The sequence below is a fragment of the Rudaea sp. genome (assembly GCF_036560865.1).
Lineage (GTDB): Bacteria > Pseudomonadota > Gammaproteobacteria > Xanthomonadales > Rhodanobacteraceae > Rudaea.
The window spans coordinates 1-10,795 of the sequence record NZ_DATBQK010000089.1; the positions used below are offsets into that span (position 1 = coordinate 1).

The 10,795-nt window shown below is 63.2% G+C and carries 12 protein-coding genes and 2 pseudogenes; 6 read left to right on the plus strand and 8 right to left on the minus strand.

All coding sequences use genetic code 11. From position 1 onward, the window contains the following. A pseudogene (locus VIE67_RS09305) lies at positions 1-663 on the minus strand (EF-P beta-lysylation protein EpmB); the annotation flags it as partial. 87 nt (positions 664-750) lie between these two features. Between VIE67_RS09305 and efp the strand changes: the two are divergent. The 5 genes from efp to VIE67_RS09330 all read left to right on the plus strand — a co-directional run bounded on the left by efp (position 751) and on the right by VIE67_RS09330 (position 5,058). Next, positions 751-1,317, plus strand: coding sequence for an elongation factor P (gene efp / locus VIE67_RS09310; RefSeq protein ID WP_332025501.1), 567 nt, complete (start codon positions 751-753; stop codon positions 1,315-1,317). Between the two features lie 183 nt (positions 1,318-1,500). Beyond that, positions 1,501-2,814 carry a TRZ/ATZ family hydrolase gene (locus VIE67_RS09315; RefSeq protein WP_332025503.1) on the plus strand — a complete coding sequence of 438 codons (1,314 nt, stop codon included), beginning with the start codon at positions 1,501-1,503 and terminating at the stop codon, positions 2,812-2,814. A 10-nt stretch (positions 2,815-2,824) separates the two neighbouring features. Then, positions 2,825-3,529 carry a bifunctional 2-polyprenyl-6-hydroxyphenol methylase/3-demethylubiquinol 3-O-methyltransferase UbiG gene (gene ubiG, locus VIE67_RS09320; protein ID WP_332025505.1) on the plus strand — a complete coding sequence of 235 codons (705 nt, stop codon included), beginning with the start codon at positions 2,825-2,827 and terminating at the stop codon, positions 3,527-3,529. Positions 3,530-3,542: 13 nt separating this feature from the next. Further along, on the plus strand, positions 3,543-4,211 hold the full coding sequence (gph, locus tag VIE67_RS09325) for a phosphoglycolate phosphatase (RefSeq protein WP_332025507.1): 669 nt from the start codon (positions 3,543-3,545) through the stop codon (positions 4,209-4,211). A gap of 10 nt (positions 4,212-4,221) precedes the next feature. Then, complete coding sequence (locus VIE67_RS09330) at positions 4,222-5,058, plus strand: squalene/phytoene synthase family protein (RefSeq protein ID WP_332025509.1); 837 nt, start codon at positions 4,222-4,224, stop codon at positions 5,056-5,058. Positions 5,059-5,083: 25 nt separating this feature from the next. Here the strand turns inward: VIE67_RS09330 and VIE67_RS09335 are convergent, their stop codons facing one another. The 5 genes from VIE67_RS09335 to VIE67_RS09355 all read right to left on the minus strand — a co-directional run bounded on the left by VIE67_RS09335 (position 5,084) and on the right by VIE67_RS09355 (position 8,523). Continuing rightward, positions 5,084-5,572: a GNAT family N-acetyltransferase gene (locus tag VIE67_RS09335; RefSeq protein WP_332025511.1), complete on the minus strand. Its 489-nt coding sequence runs from the start codon at positions 5,570-5,572 to the stop codon at positions 5,084-5,086. 4 nt (positions 5,573-5,576) lie between these two features. Further along, on the minus strand, positions 5,577-6,401 hold the full coding sequence (locus VIE67_RS09340; protein ID WP_332025513.1) for a M23 family metallopeptidase: 825 nt from the start codon (positions 6,399-6,401) through the stop codon (positions 5,577-5,579). A gap of 44 nt (positions 6,402-6,445) precedes the next feature. Then, positions 6,446-7,780, minus strand: a complete 1,335-nt coding sequence (locus VIE67_RS09345; protein ID WP_332025515.1) for a dihydroorotase — start codon at positions 7,778-7,780, stop codon at positions 6,446-6,448. Further along, the gene (yidD, locus tag VIE67_RS09350; RefSeq protein WP_332025517.1) at positions 7,777-8,046 is read right to left on the minus strand and encodes a membrane protein insertion efficiency factor YidD; all 270 of its coding nucleotides are present in this window, start codon (positions 8,044-8,046) and stop codon (positions 7,777-7,779) included. Before yidD ends, VIE67_RS09345 begins: the two co-directional genes overlap by 4 nt. Before the next feature lie 75 nt (positions 8,047-8,121). Continuing rightward, complete coding sequence (locus tag VIE67_RS09355) at positions 8,122-8,523, minus strand: hypothetical protein (RefSeq protein ID WP_332025519.1); 402 nt, start codon at positions 8,521-8,523, stop codon at positions 8,122-8,124. A 124-nt stretch (positions 8,524-8,647) separates the two neighbouring features. Here VIE67_RS09355 and dksA point away from each other — a divergent pair. After that, a pseudogene (dksA, locus tag VIE67_RS09360) lies at positions 8,648-9,049 on the plus strand (RNA polymerase-binding protein DksA); the annotation flags it as partial. A gap of 45 nt (positions 9,050-9,094) precedes the next feature. Here dksA and VIE67_RS09365 read toward each other — a convergent pair. After that, positions 9,095-9,565: a SufE family protein gene (locus VIE67_RS09365; protein WP_332025523.1), complete on the minus strand. Its 471-nt coding sequence runs from the start codon at positions 9,563-9,565 to the stop codon at positions 9,095-9,097. Continuing rightward, positions 9,549-10,795 (minus strand): cysteine--tRNA ligase (gene cysS, locus VIE67_RS09370; RefSeq protein ID WP_332025525.1); only part of this gene is annotated, 1,247 nt, incomplete at its 5' end. The genes cysS and VIE67_RS09365, both read right to left, overlap by 17 nt.

A 10,795-nucleotide genomic window follows, 5' to 3' on the forward strand; every position in this document is an offset into this window, starting at 1 on the left:
CTCGTCGTCGACGCGTTCGGGCAGCACGATGGGCAGGCGCGTGTGGATGCGCAGGCGGGCGAGATGCGGAATCGTCCCCAGCGCGTCGGTGAACTCGGCGAGCTTCGGCGTCGCCAGCGATAGCGTATCGCCGCCGGAAAGGATCGCTTCGCTGATCGAGGCATCGGCGCGCAGATGCTCGACCGCCTCCTGCCAGCCATTCGCTGCCGCGGTTTCCTCCGCGTACGGAAAGTACCGACGGAAACAATAGCGGCAGTGCACGGCGCAGGAACCGGTGGCGATCAAAAGCGCACGGCCCGCGTATTTGTGCAGCACGCCGTTGGCTGAGCGCGCGGCCAGATCGCCGACTGCATCGCGAGTGAATCCCGGCACGTCGCCCAGCTCAGCCGCCTGCGGCAGCACCTGCAACAGCAGCGGATCGCGCGCGTCGCCGCGCCGCATGCGGGCGACGAAACCGCGTGGCACGCGCAATGCGAAGCCCGTGTCGGCGTTCGGCAGCAACGCTTCGGCGAGATGGCCCAGATCGAGCAACGTGAGCAATTCAAGTGGATCCGTGATCGCTTCGCGCCAGAGTTTTTGCCAGCGACCGCGTGCGAAATGGCGCATCTCGCTGGAATTTTCAGCGGCGGCGTACTGCGCGGGACGGGGGCTTGCGGTTATCATTGGCGTTCTGATCGCCGGCGTGTCCGGCTTCTTTATTCCATTTTAGCCGCATTCGAGCGCGGCTCGTTGCACAACGGAGCAAGCAAGATGGCCAGCTATGGCATGAACGACGTCAAGAACGGCATGAAGATCATCGTGGACGGCTACCCGTGCACGATCGTGGACACCGAGTACGTCAAGCCGGGCAAGGGTCAGGCGTTCACGCGCGTGAAGTACCGCAACATCAAGACCGGTCGCGTCGTCGAGCTGACGATGAAGTCGACCGATGCGCTGGAACCGGCCGACGTGCTCGATCAGGATATGGAGTATCTCTACAGCGACGGCGAGTTCTGGCATTTCATGCACCAGGACACGCACGAGCAGATCGCCGCCGACAAGAATGCGATGGTCGATGCGGAGAAGTGGCTCAAGGGCAATGAGATATGCATCGTCACTTTGTGGAATGGTGCGCCGTTGACCGTGAGCCCGCCTAACTTCGTCGAACTGAAGATCGTCGAGACCGATCCCGGTGTGAAGGGCGACACCGCCGGCAGCGGCGGCAAACCCGCAAAACTTGAGACCGGCGCCACGGTACGCGTGCCGCTGTTCGTGCCGAATGGCGAGATCATCAGGGTGGATACGCGCACCGGCGAATATGTGGGAAGGGTGAAGTGACGCATCGGATGACATCGTCGCGCTAGATAAACACCTCTCCTGCTGGCGGGAGAGGTCGCCGCGCATCGCGCGGCGGGTGAGGGTGGTGTTGGTCGGATGTCATTGCCTGCGGATGTTCCACCCTCATCCGCCTTCGGCACCTTCTCCCGCCAGCGGGAGAAGGGAAGAATCCGTGAGGGTGTAGTGGTCGATACCGTAATCGAAGCACGCTGGGTCATCCCCGTTGAACCGCATGGCCTCGTACTCGACCAGCATGCGGTTGCGCTGGCGGGCGATACGATCGCGGACATCCTGCCGATCGCGGCGGCGCGGAAAAAGTATACCAACGCGAAGCGCATCGATCTTTCCGAGCATGCGCTGATCCCGGGTCTGGTCAACGCGCATACGCACAACCCGATGGTGCTGATGCGCGGCATCGCCGACGACCTGCCGCTGATGACATGGCTGCACGAACATATCTGGCCGGCGGAAGCCAAGGTTGTCGGCACGGAGTTCGTGCGCGACGGTGTGGAACTGGCGATTGCCGAGATGCTGCGCGGCGGCACCACCTGCTGCAGCGAGAACTACCTGTTTCCCGATGCGCAGGCGGCGACCTATCTCAAGCACGGGTTCCGCGCGGTCGTCGGCCTGCCATTTATCGAATTCCCGACGCCGTGGGCGAAGAGCCGCGACGAATACTTCGACAAGAACCTCGCCGTGCACGACGAATTCCTCGGCGAGGCGCTGGTCACCACCACGCTCGCGCCGCATGCGCCGTATACGGTATCGAACGAGGCCTTCGAGCGCATTCGCCTGATGTCGGATCAACTCGATCTGCCGGTGCATATCCACGTCCACGAAACCGCGCAGGAAATCGACGACAGCAAGCGCGACCACGGCATGCGCCCGCTTGCGCGCATGGCTACGCTGGGTCTGGTCAACGATCACCTGATCGCCGTGCACATGACCCAGTTGCTCGACAGCGAAATCGCGCAACTCGCCGAAGCGGGTTCATCGGTCGTGCATTGCCCCGAATCGAATCTCAAGCTTGCGAGCGGTTTCTGCCCCGCAGAAAAGCTGCGCCGCGCCGGCGTCAATCTCGCGCTCGGCACCGATGGCTGCGCGAGCAATAACGATCTGGACATGTTCGGCGAGATGCGCACGGCGGCCTTGCTCGCCAAGGGGGTGGCGAATGACGCGAGTGCGTTCGACGCCGCATTTGCGCTGCAGGCGGCGACCTTGAATGGCGCCAAGGCGATTGGCCTCGGCGAGCGCATCGGCTCGATCATGCCGGGCAAGCAGGCCGATCTCGTTGCGGTGCGCCTCGACGCACTCGAAACGCAGCCCGTGTACCAAGTAACCTCGCAGCTCGTGTATGCCACCGGTCGGCATCAGGTCAGCGATGTGTGGATCGCGGGTCGGCGCAAGCTGGAGAATGGTGTACTGGTCTGCATGGATGTCGATGCGTTGCGCGCCAATGCACGCGCCTGGCAGGCGCGTATCGCGAGCGCTGGTTGAGGGAATGACAATGATCGAATCCAACGTCAATCCGGCCGAAACCGGCAAATTCGACAAGCTGGCGGCGCGCTGGTGGGACGCCGACGGCGAATCGCGTCCGTTGCATGATCTCAATCCAACGCGTCTGAACTATGTGGCCGAACGTGTTGTGCTGAAAGGCGCGCGCATACTCGATGTCGGCTGCGGCGGCGGCATTCTGAGCGAGGCGCTCGCAGCGGCAGGTGCGAACGCGATGGGTATCGATCTGGCGCCACGCGTGCTCGAAGTCGCGCGCCTGCATTTGCACGAATCCGGTCAGCATGTCGACTATCGCGAGGTCAGCGTCGAAGCGCTAGCTCAGGAAATGCCTAACAGTTTCGACGCCATTACCTGTATGGAAATGCTCGAACACGTTCCCGATCCGGGCAGTGTGATCGATGCCTGCGCGGTCCTGCTCAAGCCCGGTGGGCGGCTGTTCCTGTCGACGCTCAATCGCACGCCGCTGGCCTTCGGCGCGGCCATCGTCGGTGCCGAATACGCATTGAATCTGTTGCCGCGCGGCACGCATCACTATGCGCAATTCATCCGCCCGTCCGAATTGGCCAGCGCCTTGCGCGGCGCCGGATTCGAACTCGAGGATCTGAGCGGGCTTGCCTACAACCCGCTGACGCGTCGCGCCTGGCTAGTGCAAAGTACACAAATCAACTATCTCGCTTGTGCGCGCAAACCCTCGTGAACAGTTGCGGGCGATGAGGCTGCGGGGCGCGGAAATCGAGGCGGTATTTTTCGATCTTGATGGCACGCTGGTCGATTCCGCGGCGGATCTGATTGCCGCGATGAACCGCTTGCGCGCCGAGCTTGGCGAAGCGCCGGTGGATTCAACGGCGGTCGGTCAGGTGGTTTCCAAAGGCGGCCGCGCCATGCTGCGGCGTGGCTTCCTTGGTGCCGACGAGGCGCGCATCGAAGCGCTGTTGCCGCGTTTCCTGCAGTTGTATTCGGAAGGCATCGCGGTCCACACACGTCCGTATCCGGGCATCGATGCTGTCCTGAGCGATTTGGAAAGGCTCGGAATCCGCTGGGGTATCGTGACCAACAAGCCCGGGCATCTGGCGCGTGCTGTGGTTGCCGAACTCAAGCTGGATTCGCGTAGCGACGCGCTGGTGTCGGGCGACTGCCTGGCCCAGCGCAAGCCAGACCCCGCGCAGTTGCTGCACGCGTGTGCGCTGGTCGGCGTGACGGCAACACGCAGCGTGTATGTCGGCGACGATGCGCGCGACATCGAAGCAGGGCAGCGCGCCGGCATGATGACGGTCGCTGCAGCCTGGGGCTATCTCGACGGCGAAAACCCGCAGGACTGGGGCGCGGACCGTGTGGTCGCAATGCCGCACGAATTGCTTGCGGCGCTCGGCCTCGACTGAACGGCGCAACGTGCCGGAAAACTCAACAGCGTTTGCCAGCTTCGAGCAGAAATGGCTGGCTGCCCACCCTGAGCAGGCAGCGGTCGCCGTCTTCCTCGCGCCGAGTGAACGCCTGCGCACCAGCGCATTCGGCTGCCTGGTGCACGAACTCGAACAGACCGCGTTCGGTTTGCGCGAAGCGCAGGCTGCCGCGGTAAAACTCGCATGGTGGCGGCAGGAATTGATCGGCGCCTGCGCGGGCAATCCACGCCATCCGATCAGCGCCGTGCTGTTTGCCGATCCGCGTACGCAAACTGTCGATGCCGGATCATGGTCGGTGCTGGCCGATGGCGCGTTGGCGATGCTCGAACAGCGCAACGCATCGAATTTCACCGACCTGCTCGGCAACCGTGCTGCACTGTATGTAGCAGTTGCGCGTATTGAATCCACGCTGTTCTGCGGCAGCCCAGCCCAGCTGGATGCCATTGCTACATTGTGGACAATTTCCCATTTGCTGCATGCCTTGTCGATATCCACAGAAGTGAGTGAACGGCTGCCGCTGCCGCTCGACTTGCTCGCCCGCCACGGCCTCACACGTTCGATGCTGACGCAGCCGGGCGAGGGTCGTACTGCGGCCTTGCGCGACTACCTCGGCGTGCTGAGTGAGCACGTTGGCGCAGCGCTCGCGGAGACTTCCGGCGCCACACTCGGATGTCGTGTGCGCGCGCGACTTGATCTGGCCGCGATACGGCAAGCAGTCCGCGCGCCGGATCCTTTGTCGTGGCTCATCGCGCACCCGCATGTGGGCCGCTGGACCAGTCTGTGGTCAGCGTGGAGCGAGGCGCGCCAACTCGCACGCAGGCGCTGACGCTTTTGCCGCGGGCCGCGCAGGCCTACAGGAATCGATGCATGATGTGGATGTCGACCAGGCCGAGCCGGCTGTGGCGAAATGCCTGCGGCACGGTGCCGACGATGTGGAAACCGAGCTTTTGCCACAGGGCGACCGCGACCTCGTTGCTGCTGACCACGCTGTTGAATTGCATCGCGAGAAATCCCGCGGCGCGCGCCACGTCGAGCGAGTGCTCGCACATGCGGCGCGCAAGACCATGTCCGCGCGCGTCGCTGGCAACCATATAGCCGGCGTTTGCGACATGATCGCCGGGTCCGGCCTGGTTCGGCTTGAGCATGTAACAGCCCGACGGCTTGTCCGCGTTCATTGCCACGAAGCAACGCGCTGGCGCGCTCGTCCACATCGCGCGCGCCTGTTCGAATGTCGTGTCGCGTTCGTAGCTGTAGGTATCGCCGCTGGCGACGACGGCATGAAAGATCGGCCAGACCAGATCGAATTCGTCTGCGCCGATTTCGCGAATCTCGGCAGACATCGGATTATTGATCGGCAGGTTTCGGCAACAGCGCCGGATCGAGCCGCACATCGAACCAGCTGAATCCCCAATGCACATGCGGTCCGCTGGCGCGGCCGGTGGCGCCGGAAAGCCCGATCACCTGCCCGGCGGCGATCTTGTCGCCCGCCTTCACGTCGAGGCGGCTCATGTGGATGATTGAACTGGTCAGGCCGTAGCCGTGGTCGATCAACACGGTGCCGCCGGTCAGGATCATGTCCGACTCGGCCAGCGTGACGATGCCAGCGGCGGGCGCGTGCACGGGCGTTCCGGTTGGCACGGCCATGTCGAGGCCCACATGCGGCGATTGCGGCACGCCATTGTCGATGCGCTGGCTGCCGTAGACGCCGCTGATGCGTGCGCCTTCGACCGGCAGCGAAAAACCGTGCAGGAAATCTTCGCGCGCGTCGTCACGATGTTTCGCTTCGGCCACGCGCGCGATTTCGGCACGGATTTTCTTCGCGGTTTGCGGATCGGGTGTGACGGTTTTCTGCGGTAGTCCCGAAATGCGTTCGATGTGGTATTCGCGCTTCGCCACATTGAAACTGTGATCCTGCGCCTTGCCGTTCGCATAGCGCACGTGCAGCTTGATCTGCGCAGGCGCTTCGCGATCGAGGCCGAACACGAACACGCCGTCCTCGCCGATATGCAGGCGCCGGCCGGCGTATTCGATCTTTGCGCCACGCGGCGCGTGGCCGATCACCAACTGGCCTTGCTCCAGCTGGTCTGGCAGGCGCAGGTCGCGGTCGGCCGCCAGAGCGGGTGCTGCGCCCAGGCAAAAAATGAGGATAGCGAAAAGCCTTCCCCTCACCCTAACCCTCTCCCGCAAGCGGGAGAGGGGATAAAGCATCATGTTCATCGGGCGAACTCCAGACGTCTACCAAGCTGCGTATCGTCGAGTTTGCCCGCGTGCCAGGCAAGGTGCCCATTGACCCAGGTCGCGTCGACGGTGCTGCGAAAGCGCGTGCCCTCGAACGGTGACCAGCCGCATTTGGACAGCGTTTCCTCGCGTGTGACCGTGTGCGGCGTCTGCGCGTCGATCAGCACCAGATCCGCCCAATAGCCCTCGCGGATATAGCCGCGTTCGCGCACGTCGTACAGACGCGCCGGCGCATGCGCCGTTTTTTCGACGATCAACTCGAGCGGCAACTCACCATCGAACCAGCGTTCCAGAACGCACTGCAGTACCGACTGCGCAAGCGGCAGGCCGGACGGCGCCTGTTCGTAGCGCTGCTGCTTCTCGTCCCAGGTATGCGGCGCGTGATCGGTGGCGAGAATATCGATGCGCCCGTCGTTGACCGCGGCGATTATCGCACTGCGATCCGCGGCGGTCTTGATCGCCGGGTTGCATTTTATCAAATTACCCTTTTTTGCATAATCCACTTCGCTGTAGTGCAGGAAGTGGACGCAGGTTTCGGCGGTGATGCGCTTGCCGTCTGCCGGGCCGGGCTGGAAAAGCGCCAGTTCCTCGGCCGTGGTGATATGCAGCACGTGCAGGCGCGTGTCGTGGCGCCGCGCCAGTTCCATCGCCAGACGCGTGGACTTGATGCAGGCCTCGCGCGAGCGGATATACGGATGGCGCTCGATCGGAATCGCATCGCCGTAGCGCGCGCGCTCGGTGGCCAGGTTCGCCTCGATCATCGGCGTGTCTTCGCAATGTGTGGCGATCAGGGTCGGCGCATCGCGGAAAATCGCATCGAGCGTCTGTGGATTGTCGACCAGCATATTGCCGGTCGAGGCGCCCATGAACACCTTGATGCCGCAGGCCACGCGTGGATCGAGGCGCTGGATTTCCTCGAGATTGTCGTTGGTCGCGCCGAGATAGAACGCGTGATTCGCCAGCGATTTGCGCGCGGCACGTGCGTATTTGTCATCGAGCGCGGCGCGATTGGTCGTCGCTGGCCGGGAGTTGGGCATCTCCATGAAACTGGTGATGCCGCCGGCGACCGCCGCGCGCGATTCGGTATGAAAATCGCCCTTGTGTTCGAGTCCGGGTTCGCGGAAATGGACCTGATCGTCGATCATTCCGGGCAGCAGCAAGCGTCCGCGTGCGTCGAACACGCGCTCGCCGGGTTGCGCGGACAGGCTCGCCGCCACTTGCGCGATGCGCCCGGCGCGGATGCGCACATCGCTCGCAAAGCGCTTGCCGTCGTTGACAATGTCGGCGTTGACGATCAGCGTATCGGTCATGACTTGGATTCCGTATCGTCGCGCGCACGAACGCGGCGACTGCGCAGTGTAAACGTCTGCGGCACTTCGTCGATACCGCCGGCGCTGAATGGGTGGCAACGCGCGAGTCGCCATGCCGCAAGCAGGCCGCCGCGCGCCGCGCCGAAGCGCGCCACGGCGACGCGGGCGTAGCTCGAACAGCTAGGGTGAAAGCGGCAGCGCGAGCCCAGCAGCGGGCTGAGCAGGCGCTGGTAGAGGCGGAGCAAGGCGAGCAGCAGTCGGGTCACGATAAAGGAATCCAGGCCGCAGGCGCAGGCGATGCGGGTCGCGCGAAGAAAACAATGGTTGCCGCGTGTGGTGACTTAGGCTATAACACGCGACCGCCGAGCGACAATGGTGAGGGATATGGCGACTTCAAAGCGTAAATCAGTACCCGCCGCAAAGAAAAAGGCAGCGGCCAGGCCGGCAAAAAAGCCGGCAACGAAGAAACCGGTTGCATTCAAGAAAGTGCAGCCGCGCAAGACCGCGCGCGCGGTCAAGAAACCTGCGCCGAAAAAAATCGCGCGCAAGGCCGCGGCTGTGCGCAAGCGGTCCGCTGCTGTCGTCAAACCGCAACGGCCGACGAAGAAGATCGCCTCTGCGAAGAAATCCGTCAAACACGCGACCAGCTCACGGCCCGCGAAACCCGTGGCAACGAAAACGGCAACGAAGCGTGCCGCCGCGCCCGCCGTCGCCGTTGCCGTTGCAAAACGATCTGCCGGCAAGCCGGTACTTATACGACAAGCTGTATCGACGAAGGGAAAAATGGCTTCCGCAGTAGCGAAAACTCCAGACACAGTCACCCGCGAAGACGGGCGTTACGCGTTGCCCAACACCGTGGTGATCGATCTGCCCGCGCATTATCGCCCCGGACCGAAAGAGGAATACATGGGTCCGCGCCATCTCGCCTATTTCCGCGCGAAGCTGCAGAAATGGCGCGAGGATCTGGTCGAGGAGTCCAAACAGACGATCGACAATCTGCGCGATGAAGTGCGCGACGTCGGCGACGAAGCCGAACGTGCCACGCGCGAAACCGAAAACTCGCTCGAACTGCGTACCCGCGATCGCTATCGCAAACTGATCGGCAAGATCGACAAGGCGCTCAAGCGCATCGAGGAAGGCCGTTACGGCTACTGTGAAGAAACCGACGAGGAAATCGGCATCGAACGCCTCGACGCGCGCCCGATCGCCACGCTGAGTCTCGACGCGCAGGAGCGCTGGGAACATCGGCAGAAGCAGATGGGCGACTGAGCAGGCTCGTCATTCCGGCGAAAGCTGGAATGACGGCTAAAGCACTTACGAGTCCCGAGTCCCGAGCCCCGAGTCCCGGCTCTTCAACGCATAAGCCTTGATCGTTTGCAGCATCGCCGCCAGTCCGTTGCTGCGCGTCGGCGACAAATGTTTGGCCAGACCTATCGCCTGAATATAGGTCGGTTCGGTGTCCAGGATTTCTTGCGCAGATCGTCCCGAATAGACGCGCAACAGCAGCGCGATCAAACCCGACACGATCGCCGAATCGCTGATTGCCTGAAACGTCAGACGCTGCGCATCGCCACTGGCGACCAGCCAGACTTGCGACTGGCAACCCTGCACTTTGCGTTCTTCGGTTTTCAGTGCGTCCGGAAACGGCGGCAGCTTGCGGCCGAGATCGATCAAGTATTGGTAGCGCTCGGTCCAGTCGCCGAAGAACGCGAATTCCTCGGCGATCGCGACCTGCGCCTGCTGCGCGCTTGGTTCGGCGAGAGGCAGTTCAGGCCGCGCGTTCATCTGGATTCACTCCTGCTCCGCTGACTGCGCTGCCCTTGCGCTTCCAGCGCGGGCCCTGCGGCGTGTCTTCAACGATGATGCCGAGCGCGAGCAGCTCTTCGCGCAGACGATCGGCCTCGCCGAAATTCCGCGCTTTCTTCGCGCTCTGGCGCGCATCGACGAGTCCCTGTATGCGCGCCTCGTCAATGGCGGAGTCGTCGTTGCCGCCCTGGAACCATTGTTCGGCGTCGACTTGGAGCAAGCCGAGAAACGCACCGGCTGCCAGCAACGCGGCCTTTGCTTCTTTCTGTACTTGTGGATTTGTAGCCTTGCGCGCGTTCTCGCCCAGACGCGAGAGAACGGCCAGTGCCTCCGGCGTGTTCAGATCGTCGGCCAGCGTGGCCAGGAATTCCGTCGGCGGCTCGGTGGCGCCCGCGCTCGACACGTCGGCGAGATCGCGCAGCGTCGTATACAAACCGTCGAGTGTGCGCTGCGCCTGTTCAAGCGCCGCCTGCGACCAATCCGACGGCTGTCGATAGTGCGCCTTCATCAGCATGTAGCGCAGCAGTTCGGCCGGATATTTCTGCAACAGCTCGTGCAGCACCAGGGTGTTGCCGAGCGACTTCGACATCTTCCTGCCTTCGACGCTGAGCATGCCGTTGTGCAGCCAAGTGCGGGCGAAAATCCTGCCGCCGTGCGCGCAGGTCGATTGTGCGACTTCGTTTTCGTGATGCGGAAACAGCAGGTCGTTGCCGCCGGCATGGATGTCGATCGTTTCGCCGAGGTGCGCCGCGCTCATCGCCGAGCACTCGATATGCCAGCCGGGACGCCCGCGACCCCAAGGGCTGTCCCAGCCGGGCAGTTCGGGTGTGGACGGCTTCCACAACACGAAATCGGCAGGGTTCTTCTTGTACGGGGCGACTTCCACCCGCGCTCCGGCAATCATTTCGTCGGTCGAGCGGCCCGAGAGCTGGCCGTACTGCGGGAACGAAGCGACATCGAACAGCACATGACCTTCGGCCACGTAGGCGTGGCCACTGGCGATCAGCTGTTCGCACATGGCGACGATCTGCGCGATATGCGCGGTGGCGTAGGGCGTGATATCGGGCGCATCGACTCCCAGCCTGGCCATGTCCTCGGCGTAGGCGGCGGCATAGCGGGCGGTGATCGTGTCGATAGGGACGCCGGCCTGCGTGGCGGCGGTATTGATCTTGTCGTCGACGTCAGTGATGTTGCGCGCGTAGACGACGT

Coding starts and splice junctions, on each gene's coding strand:
- efp (WP_332025501.1), top strand. CDS start 751: ATGGCCAGCTATGGCATGAACGACGTCAAGAACGGCATGAAGATCATC.
- ubiG (WP_332025505.1), top strand. CDS start 2,825: ATGATCGAATCCAACGTCAATCCGGCCGAAACCGGCAAATTCGACAAG.
- gph (WP_332025507.1), top strand. CDS start 3,543: ATGAGGCTGCGGGGCGCGGAAATCGAGGCGGTATTTTTCGATCTTGAT.
- VIE67_RS09335 (WP_332025511.1), bottom strand. CDS start 5,572: ATGTCTGCCGAGATTCGCGAAATCGGCGCAGACGAATTCGATCTGGTC.
- VIE67_RS09345 (WP_332025515.1), bottom strand. CDS start 7,780: ATGACCGATACGCTGATCGTCAACGCCGACATTGTCAACGACGGCAAG.
- VIE67_RS09365 (WP_332025523.1), bottom strand. CDS start 9,565: ATGAACGCGCGGCCTGAACTGCCTCTCGCCGAACCAAGCGCGCAGCAG.